Origin of the sequence: Nocardiopsis chromatogenes YIM 90109 (assembly GCF_000341185.1) — a bacterium.
Taxonomy (GTDB): domain Bacteria; phylum Actinomycetota; class Actinomycetes; order Streptosporangiales; family Streptosporangiaceae; genus Nocardiopsis_A; species Nocardiopsis_A chromatogenes.
Genome location: NZ_ANBH01000217.1, coordinates 1 through 21,702 on the forward strand (window position 1 = coordinate 1; position 21,702 = coordinate 21,702).

Here is a 21,702-nt window from a genome sequence, read left to right on the forward strand (position 1 = left end):
CCGAGGCCGGTTCGATCCACGGCCCGGCGGAGAACTCCTGCACCACCGCGGCGCGCCTGATCAGTGCCGCGTCGAGCGCCGCCCAGGCGGTCTCCACCCTGGTGTGCAGCCGGTCCAGGCGGGTCGCCCGCCAGGAGATGTAGAACGAGACCAGCACCAGGGCCAGGACCAGCGCCGCCGCCCAGGCCGCCCACACGGCCACGGCCTACCCCCCCGCCCCGCCGTCGGCGGCCACGGCCGGGGCCCCGGCCGGAAGCACCGTCTCGTAGACCCGCACCACGTCGGCGGCGACCGTGCGCCAGTCGAAGGCGCGCACCGCCTCGCGGGCCGCCCCGGACAGCTCGGCGCGGCGCTCGGGCCGGTCCAGCAGCGCGGCGGCGCGCGCGGCCAGCGCCTCCGGGTCCCCCACCGCGAACAGCTCCCCGGCGGCACCGCCGCCCAGCACGCTGCGGAACGCCGGGATGTCGCTGGCCAGCACCGGGGCCCCCGCCGACATCGCCTCGGTGAGCACGATGCCGAAGCTCTCCCCGCCCAGGTTGGGGGCGCAGAACACGTCCACCGAGCGGTAGGCGCGGGCCTTGTCGGCCTCGCTGACCCGGCCCAGCGCCACGACCCGCCCGCGCAGCTCCTCGGGAAGGGCGGCGCGGGCCTCGTCGGCGTCGCCGGGCCCGGCCAGCAGCAGGCGCAGCCCCGGGCGCTCGCGCCCCAGCAGGGCGAAGGCGTCCAGCAGCACCCGCAGGCCCTTGCGGGGCTCGTCCAGGCGGCCCAGGAACCCGATGGCGCCGCCCTCACCGGGCCAGCCGGGCAGCGGGTCGGCGGCGGAGAAGCGGTGCACCGCCACGCCGTTGGGGATGAGCACCGCGTCCCCGCCCAGGTGCTCGACCAGGGTGCGGCGGGCCGCCTCGGACACGGCGATGCGGCCGCTGATCTTCTCCAGCGCGGTGCGCAGCGCCGGGGCGGAGGCGGCCATGGCCCGCGAGCGCGGGTTGGAGGTGTGGAAGGTGGCCACGATCGGCCCCTCGGCGGCCCAGCAGGCCAGCAGGGACAGGCTGGGCGCGGCCGGTTCGTGCACGTGCAGCACGTCGAAGCCGCCCTCGCGGATCCACCGGCGCACCCGGGCCGCGGCCCGCACGCCGAACGCCAGCCGCGCCACCGAGCCGTTGTAGGGCACCGGCACGGCGCGCCCGGCGGGCACCACGTGCGGCGGCAGCGCGTCCTCGGCGCCCTCGTCGCAGGGGGTCAGGACCGACACCCGGTGGCCCAGCCCGATCAGCGCCTCGGCGAGGTCGCCCACGTGCTGCTGGACGCCCCCGGGCACCTCCCAGGTGTAGGGGCAGACCAGTCCCACCTTCATCGCCGATCACCGCCTCCGGCCGCCGTCCCCGGTCGCAGGGGGTTCCACGTTGGCGCTCCCCCCGGCCCGGCGCCAGGGGCCTGCAGCCACCTCGTGCGCGGACCGGCACGGGCCCCGCCGGTATGCGCACCCTATCGGACAGCGCTCCGGCCGCCCGGCGACGCGCCCGGGACCGCGGGGCCGGGCGGCGGCCCGTCCAGGTCCGCGGTGAACACGCGCTGCAGCATGTGCCAGTCCTCGGGGTGGTCCGCGATGGCGCCCTCGAAGACGTCGGCCATCCGCTGGGTCATGGCCGCGACACGGGCGCGGCGGTCGGGCAGGTCGGGCGCGGGGACCTCGTCGTGCACCCGGATGCGCCACTCGGGGCCCTCATACCAGAGGGAGACCGGCATGAGGGCGGCTCCGGTGCGCTCGGCCAGGGCGGCAGGGCCTGCGGGCATGCGGGCGTCCTCGCCGAAGAACCGCACGCCGATCCCGCCCTCGGTCAGGTCGCGGTCGGCCAGCAGGCACACCAGGCCGCCCGAGCGCAGCCGCCGCGCCAGCGTGCCGGTGACGGCGCCGTTGCCCTGGCCCGGCTCCAGCGGCAGCACCTCCATGCCCAGGCCGGTGCGCACCGCGGTGAAGCGCTCGAACACGCTCTCGGGGCGGAGCCGCTCGGCGACCGTGGTCAGCGGCGTTCCGCGCATGGCGATCCACGCCCCGGCGTGGTCCCAGTTGCCCATGTGCGGGAGGGCGGCGACCACGCCCCGCCCGGCCGCCAGGTTCGCCTCCAGCACGTCCACGCCCTCGGAGCGGGTGCGGCCCAGCACGGTGGCCGCGTCCATCGCCGGGAGGCGGAACATCTCGTAGTAGTAGCGCATGTAGGAGCGCATCCCGGCGCGGGACAGGGCGCGCAGCTGTGCGGCGGTCACCCCGGGCCCGGCGACCCGGCGCAGGTTGGCCTCCAGGCGGGACACCCCGGGGCCGCGGGCCCGCCACGCCCGGTCGGCCATCGCCCGGAAGGCGGCGCGGCCGGGGGCCTCGGGCAGCTCGCGGACGAGCCGCCATCCCGCGGCGTAGGCCGCCGCGGCCGTGCGCTCGCCCATGCTCAGCCCTGCCCGCCGGCGCCGCCCGCGGGTTGGCGGTCCCCGGCCCCGGCCGGTCCGCCGGGCTCGGTGAGCCGCGCCCGGGTCTCGATCAGCCGCTGGGCGACGGTGACCGTGTTGAGCAGCGCCAGCAGCCACAGGCCCCCGGCGAGCACGTAGGGCACGCCCAGCCCGGCCAGGCCCGTGGCGGTCAGGGCGATGATCAGCCGCTCGCTGCGCTCGGCGACCCCCACGTCGCAGTTGACGCCCAGCCCCTCGGCGCGGGCCTTGATGTAGGACACCGCGAAGCCGGTGGCCATGCAGTACAGGGCCAGCCCGCCGAGCAGCCGGTCGTCGCCGCCGGTGTAGAACCACACGGCCAGGCCGCACAGCACGGCGGCGTCGGTGAGCCGGTCGAGGGTGGAGTCGAGGAAGGCGCCCCAGCGGCTCTCCCGGCCGGAGGCGCGCGCCACGGCGCCGTCGAGCATGTCGAACAGGACGAAGACGGTGACCACGACCGCGCCGATGTACAGCTCCCCCAGGGGCAGCAGGCCCAGGGCCGCGGCCACCGCGCCGAAGGTGCCCACGAGGGTGACCACGTTGGCGCTGATGCCGATACGGGCCAGGGCGCGCCCGAGGGGAAGCGTCATCCGGGCGATCACGGGACGCAGGAATCTCAGCATGACTTCTCACGATCGTAGGGACTGCGGGTCCGGGCGGCGAGCCGCCCCGCCCAGGGGCGGCGGCCCTCTCACCCTGCCCGTGGCACCCCGCAGGATGCGGTCCCGCCCGGCATGCGGTGGCGGTTGCGGGCCACCCAGCGGTAGGCGATGCCGCTCAGCGCCCGCAGGCCGGGGGCGCGCATGAGCGCCCCGACCGGGCGCAGCACGGGGCGAGGGCCCGCGGTGAGCAGCACGGCGACCGCATCGGCGCCGCCCCAGACGCGGCGGCCGTCGGGGTGGGCCAGCAGGACCTCGTCGCGGGCGCGGGCGCGCAGTCCCGGCGGCAGGCCGGCCCGCTGGGACTCGGCGATACGCAGCCCCGGGGCGATGCGCTCGGCGGCCAGGCGTGCGGAGGCCGCGCAGAACCCGCAGTCGCCGTCGTAGATGAGTACGGGTGCCATACGACCACCGCCCGTCAGCGCGCGGGCCAGTGTTCGGCGATGCGCGCCCGGCTCTGCTCCAGCATCTCGGGCAGCACCTTGGTCTGGCCGATCACCGGCATGTAGTTGGTGTCCCCGCCCCACCGGGGGACGATGTGCTGGTGCAGGTGGGCGGCGATGCCCGCACCGGCCGCCGAGCCCAGGTTCATGCCGACGTTGAAGCCCTGGGGGCCGTAGGCGGCGGTGAGCGCCGCGATGCCCTCCTGGGTGAGGCGGGCGACCTCGGCGGTCTCGTCCGGGTCGAGGTCGGTGTAGCCGGACACGTGGCGGTAGGGGCACACGAGCAGGTGGCCGCTGTTGTAGGGGTAGCGGTTCATCACCGTGTAGGCGTGCTCGCCGCGGTGCACGACCAGGCCGTCGGCGTCGGGCAGGCCGGGTGCGCGGCAGAACGGGCAGCCGTCCTCGGGGGCCGGGCCCACGGGCTTGTCCTCGCCCTTGATGTAGGCCATCCGGTGCGGGGTCCACAGCCGTTGGAAGCCGTCGGGGTCCGCGCCGTCCTGGACGCCCTGATCTGCACCGCTCATCGCACGCTCGTCTCCGTCCGCCTGCCGTCGGCCCCAGCATAGGCGACCGGGGACCGGCCCGGCGCCCGGGGCGGGCGGGCGGGTTCCCCGCCGCCGCACGGGTTCCGGGCGCTCCGGGCACGCGGAGGGGCGGCCCGGACGCCGGGCGCGTCCGGGCCGCCCCTCGTGCTCGGGAGGCGCCGGCTCAGGTGGTCAGGACGTGCCCTCGCCGTCACCGGCGGCCGCGTCCTCCTGATGCTCGGCGTAGCGGCTGGCCAGCTTGACCGGCTTGGCGGCCGCGCGGCGCTTGCGGGCGACGATGTTGAGGACCTCCACGAACAGGGAGAAGCCCATGGCGGCGTAGATGTAGCCCTTGGGGACGTGGAAGCCGAGCCCGTCGGCGACCAGGGTGGTGCCGATGAGCAGCAGGAACGCCAGGGCCAGCATCTTGATGGTGGGGTGGGCGTTGACGAACCGGGACAGCGGGCCCGCCGCGACGAGCATCACGATGACCGCGATGACCACGGCGGCGACCATCACCCAGATGCCGCCGGGCTTGTCGCCGATCATGCCGACCGCGGTGATGACCGAGTCCAGGGAGAAGATGATGTCCAGGGCGACGATCTGGACGATGACGGCGCCGAAGGCGGCGCGGACCTTGGACCCGGCGTGGTCCTCCTCTCCCTCCAGGCTCTCGTGGATCTCGTAGGTGGCCTTGCCGATCAGGAAGAGGCCGCCGATGAGCAGGATCAGGGACTGGCCGCTGAAGCCGTGGCCGAAGAGGGTGAACAGCGGCTCGGTGAGCGCCATGATCCAGGTGATGGAGCCGAGCAGCGCCAGCCGGGCGAACAGCGCCAGCCCGATGCCGAGCTTGCGGGCCCGGTCCTGCTGGTCCACCGGCAGCTTGCCCGCCAGGATCGAGATGAAGACGAGGTTGTCGATCCCGAGGACGATCTCCAGCGCGGTGAGCGTGAAAAAACCGATGACCAGATCGGTCGCCATGAGAGGTACTCCGAGGAGTGAGGGGTCGGTTCCGCGGACGGCGGGCGGCCGTCCGCGCGCGCCCGGGGCGCACAGGCGGGACCTGCGCACGGGCCCGGGCGGGCATGCGGATGCTAGCGGTCACGGCCGCCCGACGCGAACGCGAACCCTGTGACCGGCACTTTCGCGACACACGGGGGAACCGCCGCGCGGCGGAGGGCCCCTCAGACCGGCGGTGCCAGCCCCAGCAGCTCGCGCAGGAGGCGGGGCGGGGGTGCGCCGTGGGAGGTCAGGGTCGCCGCGCGGTCGGCCGGGGCGGCCTGCGGGTCCTCCACGGCCACGTCGCGGTCGAGGTCGGCCACGTCCCGGCGGCCGACATAGGCCACCGCCCCGCGGGTGGGCTCGGCCAGCGTCGCCCTCCAGCACCGGGCCGCCTCGGCGCCGGTGAGCCACGCCCGCCCGACCAGCAGGTCCCTGCCCTCCCCCTCGGTCATGTCGCGGGCGTGCGCCCGCACGTCCACCACGGCGCGGGCCGCGGCGCGCAGGCGCTCCCTGCGGTGGGCGAGCCGCACCGCCGCCTCGGTGTGGTCGTCGTCCAGGCCCCAGCCGGCCTCGTCCAGCATGGCCTGGGCCAGTGCGGCCCACCCGGCGTCGAAGACGGGGCTGCGCAGTGCGCGGCGGACCGCCACGGCCCCGGCCCTCCCGGCCTCGCGCGCCCTGAGGTAGGCGCGTCCGGGCGCGTCCTCGCGGACGGCGGCCAGGTACAGCTCCGGGGCGCGCCGCGCGGCGCCGTCGGCCAGCACCGGCCCCAGGTCGGCGCGCGGCACCTCCTCGGCGCCGGGCAGCCCGAGGGCGCACGCGCGGGCGCGCGCCCGCTCCCGGCCGAACTCCACGGCCCGCCGTGCGGCGTCGCCCTCCAGCGGGGCGAACTCGCGCTCCAGCCGTTCCAGGCCCTGCCGGATCCGGTCGGGGCCGGCCCCGCCGAAGGCGGAGGCCGCCTCGGCCAGCTCCTCCTCCGCCGCGAGCAGGTCGCTCTCGGCCCGGGTGAGCAGGGTCTCGGGGTCGATCTGGGCGTCCAGGCCGTACCAGAGCAGCGCCGCGTAGGACCGCTCCCCCAGGCGCGGGTCGGCGCCCGGGTCGGCGGCGGCGGGCAGCCAGTCGGCGTGCGCGCGCAGCGCTTCGGCGGCGGCCGCGCGTTCCTCGGCGGCGCCGGGCTCGGCCCCCTCCGGGACGGGGGCGGCCTGCAGCAGCTCGGCGGTGCGCCGGGCCCGCTCGGCGGCCTCCTCGGCGTTGGGGCGGGGCATTCCGGGGCCCGCGGTCAGCCGCTCGCGGGCGGCCTCCAGGAAGTCGGGCAGGGCGCGGCAGCGCTCGGCGAGGGCCGCCGCCAGATCCGGGTCGCCGCTCCCGGCGAGGGCGGCGAACCCGGCGTCGGGGAGCAGCGCCAACGGGTCGCGGCCGCTCGGGCGCAGCTCGGCGGCGCGCCACAGCTCGGACCCGGCGTGCGAGCGCAGCATCTCCAGGTCGACCCGGTCCTCGGGCGGGATCAGGGTGTCGTCGATCTCGTCGAGGGCGCCCAGGGCGTCGGAGAACAGGCCCACCCGCTCGGCCTCGGCGGCCTCCGAGGGGTCGACGAGGCGCCCGGCGAAGCGGGGATCGCCGAGGGCGGCGGCCAGGTCGGGGGCGTCCTCCAGCAGGGCGTCCAGGACGCGCGAGGCGACCTGGCGGAACCGGTCGGTCATCGCGTTGGCGCCGGGATCGGGATCTGAAGTCATCCCCTCCATGGTGCCCTGCCCGGGAGCCGCGATGCACACGGCCGGGCGGCGCCGCGCTCTCCGCCGCCCCGGAGTGGCCCCTTCGGCGGTGGCGACGTTGAATGGGCGATGCCGTCCGGCCCGTGCATGCGGCCGGGTGACGGCATCGACGACACCGGAAAGGACTTTCAATGGCCTCCGAGCCGCTCGCGCCCGGCAGTGCGCGCGTCATCGACCTGAGCCACCCGGTCGGGCCGGGCACGCAGGTCTATCCCGGCGACACCCCGCCGGTGGTCTCGCCCGCCTGCTCGCTGGCGGCCGACGGCTACAACTCGGTGCGCCTGGACCTGGGATCGCACACCGGCACCCACGCCGATGCGCCCTACCACTTCCTGGAGGACGGCCTCCGGCTCGGAGACCTCCCGCTGGAGCGGTTCACCGGGCCCGCCGTCGTCGTCGACGCCACAGGGCTGGCGCCGCGCACCGCCATCGGGCCCGAGGCGTTCACACCGTGGCAGGACCGGCTGGCGCCCGGGGCGATCGTGCTGGTGCGCACCGGCTGGGACCGGCACTACGGCACCGAGGACTACTTCCACCACCCGTACCTGTCCGGCGCGGCCGCGCGCATGCTCGTGGAGCGCGGCGTGCGCACGGTGGGACTGGACACGCTGAGCCCGGACGAGACGCCGTACGCGGGCCGGGGCGGGGACGACTGGTCGGCGCACTTGGCGGTCCTGGGCGCGGGAGGGACGGTGATCGAGAACCTGTGCGGCCTCGGTGCCGCCGGGGTACAGGGGGCGCGCTTCTGCGCCTTCCCGCTGCGGCTGGAGTCCGGCGACGGCGCACCGGTCCGGGCGGTCGCTCTGGTAGCGGACACGTGACCGCCGGTGGCCGGGTGCGGGGGCGCGCGGGTCGGCACCGGGCGTGTCCCGGCGGCGGTGCGGATCCGCCGCACAGGCCCGACGCGGCCGCGCAGCCGTGCGCGGCCGCCCCTCGGCGGCTCCACTGAAGCGGGGCGCGCGGCGGTCCTTCCGTGCCGTCGCGCCCGTCCTCCGGTCAGCGCCAGGAGCCCTGGCCGCCGGTCGAGGCCGCCTGGCCCGCGCCCTGGTCGCCCACCGAGATCGCGTGCTCCACCAGGGTGATCAGGGTCGCCTTGGTCGATCCGCGGTCGCGGGCGTCCACCTGCACGATCGGGATCTCCGGGCTGAGCGTGAGCGCGTCCCGGACCTCCTCGGCGGCGTGCGGGTAGTACCCGTCGAAGCCGTTGATGGCCACCACGAAGGGCAGGCGCGCCTCTTCGAAGTAGTCGATCGCGGGGAAGCAGTCGGCCAGGCGGCGCGTGTCGACCAGCACCACCGCGCCGATCGCGCCCTTGACCAGGTCGTCCCACATGAACCAGAAGCGGTGCTGGCCCGGCGTGCCGAACAGGTACAGGATCAGGTCCGAGTCCAGCGAGACGCGGCCGAAGTCCATGGCCACCGTGGTGGTCTGCTTGTCCGGCGTCTTGGCCAGGTCGTCCACGCCCACGCTGGCGCTGGTCATGACCGCTTCGGTGGTCAGCGGCACGATCTCGGAGACCGAGCCGACGAACGTGGTCTTGCCGACGCCGAAGCCTCCGGCGACGACGATCTTGACCGACGTCATCGCGCTCGCAGCAGCACCGCCCTCCTCGGCCGGGCTAGAGCTTGCGAAGTCCACTGAGCACCCTTTCAAGCAGGTTGACGTTGGGCCGGCTGTCGGAGTCGAGCGACGACCTGATCTGCACCAGCCCCTGCTCGGACATGTCGGCCACGAGCACGCGGGCCACGCCGAGCGGAATGCGCAGCAGCGCGCTGATCTCGGCCACGGAGCGCCATTCCTTGCACAGTTCGCCGATGGCCTGGCACTCCGGGGTCAGGGTCGCCATCTCGTCGCGTGCCGCGGCGGTCGCCGAGATCAGCGCCTCCATCGGCAGTTGTGCCTTGGGCTTGGTCCGTCCCCGCGTGACAGCGTAAGGGCGGACCAGCGAACTGGGGGAGTTGTTCGCCGGAGGGGGCTGCCGCTCCCCCGGCTGCTGACTTGGTCGTGGGGCGTCGACGCCGCCCGGGGGCAGCCCCGGCGCCGCTGGGGCGCCGGCCGGCTGCTGCCCGAACCACGAGGCGCTCCCGGCATCTCTGCTGTGAGGTGCCACCACAATCCTCCTGTCGGTGGTGGATCAGGGGTGGTGGGTTCAGTGCATGTCCGAAGTGCGCGCCGCCGGCGTCAGCGCCCGGCCGGCCCGCTCGACCAGGAGGGTCATCTCGTAGGCCACCAGACCCAGGTCGCACTCGGCGGCGGCGAGCACCGCCAGGCACGACCCGTCGCTGATCGCCATGATCAGCATCAGGCCCCGCTCCATCTCCACCACGGTCTGGGCGACGGCGCCGCCCTCGAAGACCCTGGCCGCGCCCTGGGTGAGGCTGGACAGGCCCGAGGCGATGGCCGCGAGCTGGTCGGCGCGGTCGCCGGGGAAGCCGGCCGAGGAGGCCAGCGGAAGCCCGTCCGAGGACACGACGATCGCGTGAGCGACATCCGGCACCCGGTTGGCGAAGTCAGTGATCAGCCAGTTCAGCTCGTTCACCGGTTGATTCATCCGAAGTGCTCCTGTCCATCCCGGCCTGGCCGGCGGGGGGACCGCCGTCCGGGCCACGTCGTGCTCGGTAGTGACTCTATGGTGCTGAATGTCGCGATAAGTGCGGATGATGCTAATTCATCACCCACCCGTGATGTCCGTCGGCCCCGCCGGAGTCCCCTCCGGCCGGGGCGCGCGGGCGCGGGGACGAACACTACCGCTCCCCCTGCGACGGATCCCCGGTGCCCGGACCCTCGTCGCGGTGGAACTCGCCCGTCTGGCTGCGCCCCTCCTGGACCCCCTTCTGGAAGCCGCTGAACCGGTTGCGCACCCGGTCGGCCGAGCGGTTCGGCATCTGCCGGAAGTTCTCCGGCTGCGGCGCCGTACCGGGAACAAGGTTTGCCTTGGGAACGCGTTTTGGCAACCCCGAGTCGGTCAGTCCGCCCGCGATCGGCTCGGCGGCGCTGCGCGCGGCCTGCCATCCGCGGTCGGCGTCGGAGCGCCAGCCGTCCTCGGCCCGGGCCGAACGCCCGGGCTCGGGTGCCGGTGCGGACCCCGCGGCGGGCGGGGCCTCGGCGGCGGCCTGCGGCGCACGGCCCACCGGACCGGCGGACGGGGCCGCCGGGGGCTGCGGCTCGGCGACGGGCTGCGCGGCCCCGGCGGACGGGGCCGGCAGCGGGCCGGTCTCCGGGCCGGAGGTGCGGCGCTTGAACCAGTTGGACTCGATGGCGTCGAAGATCGGCAGGGCCTCCGATCCGCTCTCCGGGGACGGCGGGACCACCGTGTTCTGCCCGGGGGCCTGCCCCCGGCCGTACCGGCGGGACAGGTAGGCGGTCGAGCCGTAGCCCTCCCGCGCCTCGGGTTCGGCGGCGCCGCCGGGCTCGGCGACGCCGCTGTGCTCGGTGCTCCGCCAGGGCTCGGCGACCTCCGCGGGCCGCTCCTGCCACCAGCTGTGCCCGGTTTCGCCGGGCGCGCCGTTGGTGTACCCGTTCCCGTTCGGCCCGCCCGGGTCGCCGGGCGACTCGGCGACCGGTTCCGGCCGCGGCCGGGGCTCGGGCGCCGGCTCCGGGGCGGGCGGGGGCGACCCCGGCGGCGGGGTGGCCGGGAGCGGGCCGGTGCCGGCCGGGTCGAACAGCGACCCGGCCGAGCGGCTCTGCCCGCCCGAGGACGCCGGGGGCTCGGCCGGGCCCGGGGGCTCCGGCGCGGCGGGGCCGACCGGGGCCGAAGGGGCTTCGGAGGCGGGCGGTGCGGCCGGGGCGGACGGGGTCTCGGAGGCGGCCGGTGCGGACGGGGCCGCGGAGCCGCGGTCCCGGTTCCACCCGGCCGACCACAGGTCCTCCCCCGAGGGCGGGTGCTCGGCCGGGGCCTCGGCCTGCGGCGCGGGGGCGCCCGGCTCCCCGGCGGTGTTGCCGCCGGGGCGGCGCTTGGGCAGCGGGTCCTCCCCGCCCGGCCCCCAGGCGCCGTCCGGCTCGGCCGCGGCCGGGGTCGCCGCGAAGGCCGCGGTGGCCTCGGCGTAGGTGTCGGGCACCGCCGGGGGCGAGGGCAGGACGGGGGCGGAGGGGTCCACCGGGGTGATGAGCAGGTCGGCCGGGACGTCGGCGTAGGCGGTGATGCCGCCGCCCTGGGCCTGGCCCAGCCGCACCCGGATGCCGTGGCGGGCCGCCAGGCGGCTGACCACGAACAGGCCCATGCGGCGGGAGACCGCGACGTCGATGACCGGCGGCTCGGCCAGGCGCCGGTTGGTCGCGTCGATGTCCTCGGGCGCCATGCCGATGCCGCTGTCGGTGACCTCGACCCGGGCGCCGCCGTCGTCGAGGACCCGCGCGGTGACCGACACCTGGGTGTCGTGGGAGGAGAAGGAGGTGGCGTTCTCCACCAGCTCGGCGACCAGGTGGATGACGTCGTTGACCGGGCGGCCCAGCACCGACACGTCGGAGGGGGCGCGCACGTTCACCCGCTCGTACTGCTCGACCTCGGAGACCGCGCCGCGCAGCACGTCGACCAGCGGGACCGGCTGGGCCCACTTGCGGGTGTTGTCCTGGCCGGACAGGACCAGCAGGTTCTCGGCGTTGCGCCGCATGCGGGTGGCCAGGTGGTCGAGCTGGAACAGGTCGCCCAGGCGCTCGGAGTCCTGCTCGCTCTGCTCCAGGCCGTCGATGAGGCGGAGCTGCCGCTCGACCAGGGTCTGGCTGCGCCGGGAGAGGTTGACGAACATCGCGTTGACGTTGGAGCGCAGCGCGGCCTCCTCCGAGGCCAGGCGCATGGCCACCCGGTGGACCTCGTCGAAGGAGTGGGCGACCTCGTCGATCTCGTCGCGGGTGCCCACCTCGATCGGCTCCACCTCGACCCGGTCGGGCGTGGTGGTGGTGTCCTTCATCCGGCTGATGGAGTCGGGCAGGTCGCGGTCGGCGACGCGCAGGGCGCCCTCGCGCAGGCGGCGCAGCGGGCGCAGCAGCGAGCGGATCACCAGGGAGGTGACGAGGAAGACGGCGATGATGACGCCCAGCACCAGGCCGGAGTCGAGGAAGGTGCGGTACAGCGCCTGCTGGCGCAGGTCCCCGGACTGGGCGATGACCAGGTCGGCCATCTTCTCGTCGCCCTGCTGGGCCAGGGCCAGCGACTCGTCGGAGACCTCCTCGTACCCGCTCGGGCTGTCGCTGCGGGTGCCGCCGGTCAGCTTGGTGCCGTTGTCGGCGCGCATCAGCACCCGCTGGCGGGTGGTGATCATCTGGCTGATCTCGAGGCCGGTGAAGGTGGACTCGTACATCTGCCGCTGCGCCGGGGTGGCGCTGGCGGCGAAGTTCTGCATCTCGTTGTCGTAGCGGGACCGGGTGTTCTGCACGGCCTCCTGGACGCCGCCGGACATCTCCCCGCGCATCAGCGAGTGCAGCATCAGCGCCGACTCGTAGGACAGGTGCTCGCGGGCGCGGTTGAGCGAGGTCATCGCGCGCACGCTCTCGCGCAGCTCGGTGTCGTCGGTGCCTTCGGCGATGCCCTGGTTGAACTCGTTGAGGGCGTTGATCACCTGGCGGTACTTGGTGGCCGCCGGAAGGACGGTGATGGTGGAGGTCTGGACCTCGTCGCGCACGCCGTCCAGGCCGCTGAGCGAGCTGACCATCCGGTCGCGCCGGTCCCGGGCCACGGTGCCGCCGACGTCGCCGAGCTCGGCCAGCCGGTCGTTGACCTGGGTCTCGGCGCGGGTGGTCGCCTTGATCTGCTCCTCGAGGTCGCGTGCCAGCGCGTCCGAGCGCTCCTCGGGGTTGCGGTCGTCGGCGATGTAGGCGGCGACGGCCCGGCGCTCCTTGCCGAGCTCGGAGGTGAGCGCCACGACGTCCTTGCCGAGGGTCGCCATCTTCTGGATGTTGTCGTGGGTGACGGCCTCACCCACGTTCTCGCCGACCCGCAGCCCGCCCAGGACCAGTGCCGCGGCGGTGGGAATGACGATCAGCGCGACCAGGCGGGTGCGCACCCTCCAGTTGCGCGGCGCCCACCAGCGGCCGGCGCGTACGGGGGGAGCCGATTCCTCCTGCCGGCCGGGACCGGCCTGCGGGGCGTCGGCCTCGGTTCTCGCCGCTCGTGTCGACACGGACCCTCGCAACCTTTCGTTCACCGCCTCGGGTGATGGACATGGCCCTCATGCGGGGGCGGCCCGCGCCCGGACGGGGCGAGGGGGACTCCGGTGGGGCGCCGACGCCCCACAGGGGGCACGGCGGCGGCCTCTCGACGCCGAGGGTGGGGGGACGTGCGCGCCGGGGTCCGCCTCATGAGGGGGTGAGGCGTGGTGCACCACGATCTGAAATGGGGCACTTGGGGAGCACAGCGTACCAATTCGCCCAGCGGCGTCACCTCCCCCCGATCCCCGGTCCGTCCGTTTCGGGCCGCTCGTCCCCTCCTTCACACCGGCCCGGAACCCGTACTCCGCGCCGTGATCGCGCAGGTCCGATCGGACCCCCGGGGCGCGGACGGGCAGCGCATAACTTTTCAAACACACCGGACGGACCGCACGGTTTCGTCACCACTCCATGACACTCTGTCACTCTGAGCGGGTCCGTTCGGAGGGAGCGTCGCACGTGGGGCACCGGGACCGTACGAAACGTTCTCTGGCGGCGGTGGTATGCGCCGGAACGGTACTGGCCGTCCCCGCGGCCCCGGCGGCCGGAGCCCCGGAGGACTCCCCGGCACAGGTGCGCGCGGCGCTGGCCGGGGTGCGGGCCGAGGTCGACACCCTGCACGAGCGGGTGGAGTCGGCGATGCGCGACCACGTGGCCGAATCCGAACGGCTCGACCGCGCCGAGGATGCGGCCCGGTCGGCCGAGCGGGCGGCGGACCGCGCGGCCGAGCGCACCGAGCGGGTCCGCACGGAGGCCGCCGGGCAGGCGGTCGCCGCCTACACCGGCGCGGACCTGGGCCCCCTGGTCGCCTGGAGCAGCCCCCGCGGCCCGCAGGAGGCGCTGGACCGGGCGTCGCTCCTGTCGGTGCTCGCCGCCCACCGCCGGGACGAGGTGGACCGCGCGGCGGCGGCCGGCGCCGCGAAGCGCACGCTCAGCGACCGTGCCGCCAAGGCCCGCGACGAACGCGCCGACGCCGAGGAGGCGGCCCGCCGGACGCGGGAGGAGGCCGAGTCCGCGCTGGAGGACCGGCGCGAGGCCCTGCGCGGGCTGCTGGCCGAGCAGTCGCGCCTGGAGGAGGAACTGCGCGAGCGGCGGGCGCAGGAGGCCGAGGGGCGGGACCGCTCACAGACGCAGAAGCAGGCGGGGCAGGCCGCCCAGGCGCCGGAGGATACGCAGGCCGCGGGGGATGCCGGCGGCGGAGACGGCGGTCGGGACTGCGAGGGCGAAGACGTGTCGGGCTACCCCAACGGGGAGATCCCCGCGTCGGCCCTGTGCCCCCTCCCCCAGCCGGGCGAGCGGCTGCGCGCGGACGCCGCGGAGGCGTTCATCGCCCTGGACGGCGAGTTCCGGGGGCGCTTCGGCCGCCCGATGTGCGTGGCCGACTCCTACCGCCCGATCGACGAGCAGGTCCGGCTGTACGAGGAGATGGCCGCGGGCATGGCGGCCGCCCCCGGGACCAGCACCCACGGCCGGGGCATCGCCGTCGACCTGTGCGGAGGCGTGGAGACGGAGGGCTCGGACGAATACCGCTGGATGATGGAGAACGGCCCGGGCCACGGATGGCACAACCCCGAGTGGGCCCAGAACGGCTTCGAGCCGTGGCACTGGGAGTTCAGCGGCTGAGGACCCCGCCGGGACCCGTCACCGCCCGGGCGCGGATCGTTGGCGCCCCGGCGGCGGCGTGCGCGGCCCGGACCGCTACGCCTGGGCGCCGACGCGGATCTCGAAGATGCCCAGCTCGCCCGCGTCCACGTTGAGTTCCTCCCCCTCTTCCAGGGGGCGGGTCGCGGGCGCGAGGCCCACCGCCAGGCCGGGGCGGTGCGCCACCGACCCCGCCTCCGGCAGCGCGACCCGCGCGCGGACGACCGGTTCGCCGTCGACCTCGGCCCCGATCTCCACCGACCCGCCCTCGGCGAGCTCTTCCGGGGTGACCAGGACCGGGCCCGTGCTCAGGGCCGCCGCCCGCCCGTCCTCGGCGCTCCACAGGCAGGCCGCCGTGAAACCGAGCAGCCGTCCGGACTCCCCCACCAGCACGGCCGCGCCGAGCATCGCGGTGAGCGTGTGCGCCCCGTCGGGCATCGGGGCCCCGTCGTCGGTGCCGCGCACCAGGGCGGCGTCGACCGCGCCCTCGGTCCGCGGCGTACCGGAGACCGCGATCGGCACCGGGCCCACCGGCCGCAACGGGGCGCACAGCCGGGTCTCGAACTCGACGATGATCTCGGAGGGGTGCTCCAGCGCCTCGTGGTGCGCGGCCTGTACCGCCCCGGTGTCGGCGTCCAGCAGACCGGCCAGCTCACGGCCGCCGGGGTGGCCGAAGACGCAGCCGTCGTCGATCGCCCCGGCCCGCTCGGAACCGCCCGTCGGCGGAAGGTAGCTCACCCAGCGCACATGTCCCCCGTGGTCGTCGCGGCAGCGGCGCCCGGCGCGCCGCACGCACGAACCTATCGCCCCGCGGAGCGGCGGCCCCACCGCGCTTCAGCATCCGGCCGGGCCGCGTCGGCGCAGGGGCGCCTCCGGCGGCTCGCCCGGCGGGTTGTGCTCCTTTCCCGTACCCGCGCACATGCGGCACGGCTCCTGGACGGAGGACCACTCCACGACACCGCCGTCGGCCACCGGGCGCTCGGCGCGCCACGTCCCCGTCCCCGCGCAGAAGCGGCAGGCCGACCCTTCGCGCGCACACCACCGGCAGCGCTCGATCGCGCACTCCGAGCGCGGGAGCCCGCTCGGAGAGTGCTCAGGCCGCACCGCCATAGCCCGTCCCCCCGCAAGGATTCCTTCGGCTGCGCCGCACCGCTCCAGCCCTGCTGCCCCAGCCCTGCGGCGCGCCTCTCCCGTCCTCTGCGCGGGAGCGTGTTCAGCGTTGCACAGCGGCTCACCGCCAGTCCAGAGGGGCCGATCCGATCCGGGCCGGTCGGGGGGCGGCGCCGCTCACCCGGACTCGCGCACCACCAGGCGGGTGTCCAGGACCACCGCCTGCGGCTTCGCGTCCGGCCCCTCGGCGATGGCGGTGTCGGCCAGCAGCCGCGCCATCTCACCCCCCATCCGCTCCGTGGGCTGGCGCACCGTCGTCAACGGCGGGTCGGTGTGCGCCGCCGCGGCGGTGTCGTCGTACCCGACCAGGGCCACGTCCTCCGGCACCCTCCTGCCCGCCTCCCGCAGGGTCCGCAGCACCCCCAGCGCCATGTCGTCCGACGCCGCGAACACCGCGTCCAGGTCCGGCGCCGCGTCGAGCAGCTCCCGCATGGCCCGGGCGCCGCCCTCGTGGCTGAAGTCGCCGTGCACGGTCAGCTCCGGCGGGTCCGGCAGGCCCGCCTCCGCGAGCGCCTCCCGGTGCCCCCGGAGCCGGTCCTGCCCGGCCGCCATGTCGGCGGGCCCCGCCACCGTGGCGATGCGCCGCCGACCGGCCCCGACCAGCCTGCGCGTGGCCGAGGCCGCCCCGCCGACGTTGTCGATGTCCACGTAGTGCACCGGGTGCCGCGGCGGGTACAGCGGACGCCCGCCCAGCACGACCGGCACCCCCGCCCCCGCCAGCCGGTCCGGCAGCGGGTCGTCGGTGTGCAGCGACACCAGCAGCACCCCGTCCACGTGCCCGCCGCTCAGGTAGTCGCCGAGCCGCCCGTGGTCGGCGTCGGTGCGCGCGGTGGCCAGCAGCAGCTGCAGCCCGCGGTCGTTCAGCACCGCGCTGACCCCGCGCACGATCCCGGCGAAGAACGGCTGGTCGAACAGGCGCTCCTCGGGCTCGGAGACGACGAGGGCGACGGTGTCGGTGCGGCGGGTGACCAGCGCCCGGGCCGCCCGGTTGGGCACGTAGCCCAGCTCGGCGATGGCGGTGCGCACCGCCTCCCGGGTGTCCGGGCTGACCCGGCTCGACCCGTTGATCACCCGGGACACCGTCCCCCGGCCGACCCCGGCGCGACGCGCCACCATCTCCAGGGTCGGCCTGCGCTCCTCGCCCATCGTTCACCCCTCCGCGGCCCCCGCGCCGGGCACCGCGCCCGCCGCCGCGGCCGCCGCGTACCAGCGGCCGCTGTCCTTGACGGTCCGGTGCTGGGTCGCGAAGTCCACGTGCACCAGTCCGAACCGCTGGGAGTATCCCCACGCCCACTCGAAGTTGTCCAACAGCGACCAGGCGAAGTACCCCCTGACCGGCGCCCCGCCGCGCGCCGCCGCGCGCACCGCCAGCAGGTGGTCGCGCAGGTAGGACACCCGCTCGGAGTCGCGCACCCGCCCGTCGGGGCCGACCTCGTCGGGGTAGGCGGCGCCGTTCTCGGTGACGTACAGGTCCGTGCCCGGGGCCTCGGCGGCCATCCGGGTCAGCACGCCGTACATGCCGCGCGGGTCCACGCCCCAGTCCATGCCGGTGCGCTCCTCGCCGTGGGGCAGCAGCACCGCCGGTTCGGTGCCCACCAGCGCCGGGGCGGGCCCGGCCTCCGCGGCGGCGTCCCCGGCGGCCTCCCGGTCCGCCGCGACCCGCTCGGCGAAGTAGTAGTTGACGCCGATGAAGTCCAGCGGCTGGGCGATCGTCTCCAGGTCGCCGTCGGCGACGAAGGAGAAGTCGCTGATCGGGGCGAGGTCCTCCAGGACGTCGTCGGGGTAGGCGCCGCGCAGCAGCGGGCCGGTGAACAGCCGGTTGCGCACCCCGTCGGCGCGGCGGACGGCGTCGACGTCCTCGGCGACCGGGCGGTGCGGCACCAGCTCGGCGGGGTTGAGCACGATGCCCACCTGCGCCCCGCAGACCCGGCGCAGCTCGCGTGCGGCCAGCCCGTGCCCGAGCATCAGGTGGTGGGCGGCGGCCAGGGAGGCGGCGGGCTCGGTGCGCCCGGGGGCGTGGATCCCGGCGGCGTAGCCGAGGAAGGCCGAGCACCACGGCTCGTTGAGGGTGGTCCAGTGCCCGATCCGGTCCCCCAGCGCCTCGCCCATCAGGGCGGCGTACTCGGCGAACCGCAGCGCGGTGTCGCGGACCGGCCACCCCCCGGCCTCCTCCAGCTCCGAGGGCAGGTCCCAGTGGTAGAGCGTGGGCCAGGGGGTGATGCCCGCCTCCAGCAGGGCGTCGGTGAGCCGGTCGTAGAAGTCGATCCCGGCCCGGTTGGCGGGGCCGCCGCCGCCGGGCCGCACCCGCGGCCAGGAGACCGAGAAGCGGTAGGCCCCCAGCCCCAGCTCCCGCATCAGGGCGATGTCCTCGTCCATCCTCCGGTAGTGGTCGGCCCCGGGCTCGCCGGTGTCGCCGCCGAGGACCGCGCCGGGGCGGGCGCAGAAGTCGTCCCAGATGCTGGGGCCGCGCCCGTCGGCGCCGGTGGCGCCCTCGATCTGGAACGCCGAGGTGGAGGCCCCCCAGACGAAGCCGGCGGGCATCTCCTCCCGGGCCGCGTCCGGGGCCCCGGACGGGCGGGCGGTGGCGTTCGGGGTCTGCGGGGTCTGCGTCGAAGCGGTCACGCCTTGATGGCACCTTCCATGATTCGGCCGACGAGCTGGCGGCCGAGCAGGACGAACAGGATCAGCAGGGGCAGGGTCGCCAGCGTCGCGCCAGTGAACATGAGCGCGAAGTCGCGGGCGTAGGCCGACTCCTGCAGCTGGTTGATGGAGAACTGGACGGTCGGGTTGTCGGGCGTGAGCACCGCGATCGCCCACACGTACTCGTTCCACACGGTCATGAAGGTGAGCAGGCCGAGCACGGTCATCGCCGGGCGCAGCGCGGGCAGCACCACGCTCCAGTAGGTGCGGAAGGTGGAGCAGCCGTCGATGCGGGCGGCCTCCAGCAGCTCGTCGGGCACGCCCTGGGAGACGTACTGGCGCATCATGAACACGCCGAAGCCGCTGACCAGGAACGGCACGATGACGGCCTGCAGCTCGCCGCGCCAGCCCAGCCACTCCATGAGCACCAGCAGCGGGACGATGCCCACCTGCACCGGGACGGCCATGGTCAGCACCACGGCCACGGTGAAGAAGTCGCGCCCCTTGAAGCGGAGCTTGGCCAGGGCGAACCCGGCCATCGAGCAGAAGAGGACGACCGATACGGCGACGGTGCCCGCGGAGATGAACGAGTTGAGCAGCCCGGTGCCGAAGTTGGCCGAGGCCTCCCCGAAGAGCCGGGCCACGTTGTCGTCGAAGCGGTCCCCCGGCAGCAGCACCGGGGGGAAGCGGGACGCCGCGTCGGTGGTGCGCGTGGCGATGACGAACATCCACCACAGCGGGAAGACCGACACGAACACCGCCAGCAGCAGCCCGACGTAGGTGAGCGGTGCCGCCCGGCGCAGCGCGCGCAGGCGCCGCTGCAGCGGGCTCCGGCCGGGGCGGCGGGCGGGCGCGGACCGGGGCGCGCGCGGTGCGGTCGCGGACGGGGTGGTCACGGCGCCCCCTTGATGGTCCGGGCCAGCAGGGCGTTGACCGCGCCCAGCGCCACGATGATCCAGAACAGCACCCAGGAGATGGCGGCGCCGTAGCCGTAGTCGCCGTAGCGGAACGCCTCCTGGAAGACGAGCATCATCACGGTCTGGAACTGGCCCTGCGTGCCGCCCTGCATGGCGCCGCCGGTGTCGAACACGGCGGGTTCGGTGAAGAGCTGCATCTGGCCGATGGTGGAGACGATGACGGTGAACAGGATGGTCGGGCGCAGCATCGGGATGGTGATCTGGAAGAACTGGCGCATCCGGGAGGCGCCGTCCAGCGCCGCCGCCTCGTACAGGTCGCGCGGAACGGCCTGCATGGCGGCCAGGTAGATCAGCGTGTTGTAGCCGACCCACCGCCAGTCGATCATCACCGCGATGGCCGCCCACGAGGAGAAGCGGCCGCCGCGCCAGTTGACCGGCTCGATGCCCACCGTGCCCAGGACCTGGTTGACCAGCCCGAACTCGGTTCCGAACAGGGTGGAGAAGACGATCGCCATCGCGGCGATCGAGGTGACGTAGGGGATGATCAGCGCCATCCGGAACAGGCCCCGGCCCCGAATGGCCCGGTTGAGGGTGTCGGCGAGCAGCAGCGCCAGCATCAGCTGGGGCACCACCGCGACCGCGAAGATGCCCAGCGTGTTGACCAGGGCGTTCCAGAACTTCTCGTCGGAGAGCAGGCGGGCGTAGTTGTCCAGCCCCGCGAACCCCTCGTTGCCGCCGATCAGGCTCCAGTCGTGCAGCGACACCCAGGCGGTGTACAGCAGCGGGAACAGTCCGAAGACGCCGAAGAGGAGGAAGAAGGGGGCGATGAACAGGTACGGCGCCCCCTTCGTGTCCGCCGCGGCGCGCAGACGGGTCAGACGTCTCACCCGGCGGCCCGTTCCGCCTCGGAGACCGCCGTGTCCCAGCCCTCGTCGGCGTCGGCCTGGCCCTGCTCGACCGATTCCAGGGCGGCGCGGAACGCGTCGTCGATGGCCTGGGTGTCGGGGCCGTAGTAGACCGGCTCCAGCTCCATGGCGGTGGTCGCGTAGATCTCGCCGACCGGGGCGTCGTTGAAGTAGGGCCGGGTGAACCCGGTGACCTCCTCGGACTCCAGCGCTTCGGTGGTGGAGGGCAGCGTGTTGGCCTCCTCCCAGGCGCCCAGGTGGCCGTCGACGCTGGTCAGGAACTGGGCGAGCTGCGCGGCCTCCTCGGGGTGCTCGCTCTGCTCGGGCACGGCGAGGAAGGAGCCGCCCCAGTTGCCGCCCCCGCCGGGCACCGCGGCCACGTCCCAGCGGCCCGCGCCGCCGTCGCCGGCGGTGTTCTCGATGTGCCCGAGCATCCAGGACGGGCAGGGCAGGGTGGCGAAGGCGTTGTTCTGGATGCCGGCGTTCCACTCCTCGGACCAGATGGGCAGGTTCGCCGACAGGTCCGACATGCCCACGACGGTGTCGTAGGCCGCGCGGGTGTCCTCGTTGGACTCCAGGACGAGGTCGCCCTCCTCGTTCTGGTAGGGGGCGCCGCCGTTCTGCGACATCACCGCGCGGAAGTAGGGCTGGATGGTCGAGACGAAGGAGGCCCCGGTCTCGGCCTCGGAGAACTCCTCGCCGGTGGAGATGAAGTCGTCCCAGGTGGGCCAGAGCTCGGAGACCTCGTCCCGCTCGGTGGGCAGCCCCGCCTCGTCGAACAGGACGGTGTCGTAGCACATGCCCATGCTGCCGATGTCGGTGCCCAGGCCGATGATCTTGCCGTCGGGGGTGGTGCCCTGCTCCCACTTCCATTCGAGGAAGTCGCCCTGCAGGTCCTGGGCCCCGTACTCGGCGAGGTCGGCGAAGCGGTCGGGCTGGGAGAGGAACTGGGCGATGTTGGCCTCCTCGATGGCCACCACGTCCCCGGCGCCCGACCCGGCGGCGATGTTCTGCTGCAGCTGCGGCGTGTAGTCGGCGAGGTCGGTGACGTTGCGCTCCTCGACCGCGATGCCGGTCTCCTCCTCGAACTGCTGGAGGAGGGCGTCGTAGCCCATCACACCGAAGGTGTCGATGGTGAGGGTGACGTCGCCGTCGGAGCCCTCGCCCCCGCCGCAGGCGGTGGCCAGGAGCAGTGCTCCCCCGGCGGCCGCCGCGGTCAGGGACGCGCGGTAGGTGGGTCTGCCGGAGGCGGCGCGCCGTGCGCGGCCTCCGCGGTTCGGGGTGCTGGTCATGTCCGGCCCTCGCTCGTCGCAGGTGCTTCGGGGAACGGGCGCCCCCTCCCCCCGGTGTGGGAGCGCTCCCATACAGGGGACGCCGTCGCCCCGCCCGCCGTCAATCCTCAGGCCGGATGTG

General features: G+C 75.1%; 20 protein-coding genes and 1 pseudogene. 2 read left to right on the top strand and 19 right to left on the bottom strand.

Annotated features, from left to right (window positions below; all coding sequences use genetic code 11):
• The 8 genes and pseudogenes from D476_RS0120385 to D476_RS0120420 form a co-directional block, all read right to left on the bottom strand.
• A pseudogene (locus tag D476_RS0120385) lies at positions 1-202 on the bottom strand (hypothetical protein); the annotation flags it as partial.
• A gap of 3 nt (positions 203-205) precedes the next feature.
• Positions 206-1,354 carry a glycosyltransferase family 4 protein gene (locus D476_RS0120390; RefSeq protein ID WP_017625775.1) on the bottom strand — a complete coding sequence of 383 codons (1,149 nt, stop codon included), beginning with the start codon at positions 1,352-1,354 and terminating at the stop codon, positions 206-208.
• 131 nt (positions 1,355-1,485) lie between these two features.
• Positions 1,486-2,439 (bottom strand): phosphatidylinositol mannoside acyltransferase, encoded by a 954-nt coding sequence (locus D476_RS0120395; protein WP_017625776.1) that lies wholly within the window; start codon positions 2,437-2,439, stop codon positions 1,486-1,488.
• A 2-nt stretch (positions 2,440-2,441) separates the two neighbouring features.
• Entirely contained in the window at positions 2,442-3,101 is a 660-nt protein-coding gene (pgsA, locus tag D476_RS0120400) for a phosphatidylinositol phosphate synthase (protein WP_017625777.1), read from the bottom strand.
• 68 nt (positions 3,102-3,169) lie between these two features.
• On the bottom strand, positions 3,170-3,541 hold the full coding sequence (locus D476_RS0120405) for a thiol-disulfide oxidoreductase DCC family protein (RefSeq protein WP_017625778.1): 372 nt from the start codon (positions 3,539-3,541) through the stop codon (positions 3,170-3,172).
• 14 nt (positions 3,542-3,555) lie between these two features.
• Complete coding sequence (locus D476_RS0120410; protein WP_017625779.1) at positions 3,556-4,104, bottom strand: HIT family protein; 549 nt, start codon at positions 4,102-4,104, stop codon at positions 3,556-3,558.
• A 192-nt stretch (positions 4,105-4,296) separates the two neighbouring features.
• Entirely contained in the window at positions 4,297-5,085 is a 789-nt protein-coding gene (locus tag D476_RS0120415) for a TerC family protein (RefSeq protein WP_017625780.1), read from the bottom strand.
• A gap of 203 nt (positions 5,086-5,288) precedes the next feature.
• On the bottom strand, positions 5,289-6,836 hold the full coding sequence (locus tag D476_RS0120420) for a DUF885 family protein (RefSeq protein ID WP_026123692.1): 1,548 nt from the start codon (positions 6,834-6,836) through the stop codon (positions 5,289-5,291).
• 170 nt (positions 6,837-7,006) lie between these two features.
• On the opposite strand from D476_RS0120420, the gene D476_RS0120425 reads away from it, so the two are divergent.
• Complete coding sequence (locus tag D476_RS0120425; RefSeq protein WP_017625782.1) at positions 7,007-7,696, top strand: cyclase family protein; 690 nt, start codon at positions 7,007-7,009, stop codon at positions 7,694-7,696.
• A gap of 175 nt (positions 7,697-7,871) precedes the next feature.
• Here D476_RS0120425 and D476_RS0120430 read toward each other — a convergent pair whose 3' ends face one another.
• The 4 genes from D476_RS0120430 to D476_RS0120445 form a co-directional block, all read right to left on the bottom strand.
• A complete protein-coding gene (locus D476_RS0120430) occupies positions 7,872-8,459 on the bottom strand; it encodes a GTP-binding protein (protein ID WP_017625783.1) in 588 nt (195 codons plus the stop codon).
• Positions 8,460-8,493: 34 nt separating this feature from the next.
• Positions 8,494-8,907, bottom strand: a complete 414-nt coding sequence (locus tag D476_RS0120435; RefSeq protein WP_394296939.1) for a DUF742 domain-containing protein — start codon at positions 8,905-8,907, stop codon at positions 8,494-8,496.
• 117 nt (positions 8,908-9,024) lie between these two features.
• Complete coding sequence (locus D476_RS0120440) at positions 9,025-9,426, bottom strand: roadblock/LC7 domain-containing protein (protein WP_026123694.1); 402 nt, start codon at positions 9,424-9,426, stop codon at positions 9,025-9,027.
• 193 nt (positions 9,427-9,619) lie between these two features.
• On the bottom strand, positions 9,620-12,991 hold the full coding sequence (locus D476_RS0120445) for a nitrate- and nitrite sensing domain-containing protein (RefSeq protein ID WP_083939591.1): 3,372 nt from the start codon (positions 12,989-12,991) through the stop codon (positions 9,620-9,622).
• Positions 12,992-13,589: 598 nt separating this feature from the next.
• Here D476_RS0120445 and D476_RS39800 point away from each other — a divergent pair.
• Positions 13,590-14,639, top strand: coding sequence for a D-alanyl-D-alanine carboxypeptidase family protein (locus tag D476_RS39800; protein WP_020380479.1), 1,050 nt, complete (start codon positions 13,590-13,592; stop codon positions 14,637-14,639).
• A 75-nt stretch (positions 14,640-14,714) separates the two neighbouring features.
• Here the strand turns inward: D476_RS39800 and D476_RS0120455 are convergent, their stop codons facing one another.
• The 7 genes from D476_RS0120455 to D476_RS0120480 form a co-directional block, all read right to left on the bottom strand.
• Positions 14,715-15,395: a hypothetical protein gene (locus D476_RS0120455; protein ID WP_239648772.1), complete on the bottom strand. Its 681-nt coding sequence runs from the start codon at positions 15,393-15,395 to the stop codon at positions 14,715-14,717.
• 96 nt (positions 15,396-15,491) lie between these two features.
• Positions 15,492-15,767, bottom strand: a complete 276-nt coding sequence (locus D476_RS36525) for a hypothetical protein (protein WP_017625788.1) — start codon at positions 15,765-15,767, stop codon at positions 15,492-15,494.
• Positions 15,768-15,944: 177 nt separating this feature from the next.
• Positions 15,945-16,973, bottom strand: coding sequence for a LacI family DNA-binding transcriptional regulator (locus D476_RS0120460; protein WP_017625789.1), 1,029 nt, complete (start codon positions 16,971-16,973; stop codon positions 15,945-15,947).
• A gap of 3 nt (positions 16,974-16,976) precedes the next feature.
• Entirely contained in the window at positions 16,977-18,449 is a 1,473-nt protein-coding gene (locus D476_RS0120465) for a GH1 family beta-glucosidase (RefSeq protein WP_017625790.1), read from the bottom strand.
• Positions 18,446-19,363, bottom strand: a complete 918-nt coding sequence (locus tag D476_RS0120470) for a carbohydrate ABC transporter permease (RefSeq protein WP_017625791.1) — start codon at positions 19,361-19,363, stop codon at positions 18,446-18,448. Before D476_RS0120470 ends, D476_RS0120465 begins: the two co-directional genes overlap by 4 nt.
• The gene (locus tag D476_RS0120475) at positions 19,360-20,271 is read right to left on the bottom strand and encodes a carbohydrate ABC transporter permease (RefSeq protein WP_017625792.1); all 912 of its coding nucleotides are present in this window, start codon (positions 20,269-20,271) and stop codon (positions 19,360-19,362) included. The genes D476_RS0120470 and D476_RS0120475 overlap by 4 nt, the downstream gene beginning before the upstream one ends.
• Complete coding sequence (locus D476_RS0120480; RefSeq protein ID WP_017625793.1) at positions 20,268-21,581, bottom strand: extracellular solute-binding protein; 1,314 nt, start codon at positions 21,579-21,581, stop codon at positions 20,268-20,270. Before D476_RS0120480 ends, D476_RS0120475 begins: the two co-directional genes overlap by 4 nt.
• Between the last annotated feature and the right edge of the window lie 121 nt (positions 21,582-21,702).

Bases quoted from the DNA above. Each gene is read 5' to 3' on its own strand.
- D476_RS0120390 (WP_017625775.1), bottom strand. From the start codon at position 1,354: ATGAAGGTGGGACTGGTCTGCCCCTACACCTGGGAGGTGCCCGGGGGC.
- D476_RS0120395 (WP_017625776.1), bottom strand. From the start codon at position 2,439: ATGGGCGAGCGCACGGCCGCGGCGGCCTACGCCGCGGGATGGCGGCTC.
- pgsA (WP_017625777.1), bottom strand. From the start codon at position 3,101: ATGCTGAGATTCCTGCGTCCCGTGATCGCCCGGATGACGCTTCCCCTC.
- D476_RS0120405 (WP_017625778.1), bottom strand. From the start codon at position 3,541: ATGGCACCCGTACTCATCTACGACGGCGACTGCGGGTTCTGCGCGGCC.
- D476_RS0120410 (WP_017625779.1), bottom strand. From the start codon at position 4,104: ATGAGCGGTGCAGATCAGGGCGTCCAGGACGGCGCGGACCCCGACGGC.
- D476_RS0120415 (WP_017625780.1), bottom strand. From the start codon at position 5,085: ATGGCGACCGATCTGGTCATCGGTTTTTTCACGCTCACCGCGCTGGAG.
- D476_RS0120420 (WP_026123692.1), bottom strand. From the start codon at position 6,836: ATGACTTCAGATCCCGATCCCGGCGCCAACGCGATGACCGACCGGTTC.
- D476_RS0120425 (WP_017625782.1), top strand. From the start codon at position 7,007: ATGGCCTCCGAGCCGCTCGCGCCCGGCAGTGCGCGCGTCATCGACCTG.
- D476_RS0120430 (WP_017625783.1), bottom strand. From the start codon at position 8,459: ATGACGTCGGTCAAGATCGTCGTCGCCGGAGGCTTCGGCGTCGGCAAG.
- D476_RS0120440 (WP_026123694.1), bottom strand. From the start codon at position 9,426: ATGAATCAACCGGTGAACGAGCTGAACTGGCTGATCACTGACTTCGCC.
- D476_RS36525 (WP_017625788.1), bottom strand. From the start codon at position 15,767: ATGGCGGTGCGGCCTGAGCACTCTCCGAGCGGGCTCCCGCGCTCGGAG.
- D476_RS0120460 (WP_017625789.1), bottom strand. From the start codon at position 16,973: ATGGGCGAGGAGCGCAGGCCGACCCTGGAGATGGTGGCGCGTCGCGCC.
- D476_RS0120480 (WP_017625793.1), bottom strand. From the start codon at position 21,581: ATGACCAGCACCCCGAACCGCGGAGGCCGCGCACGGCGCGCCGCCTCC.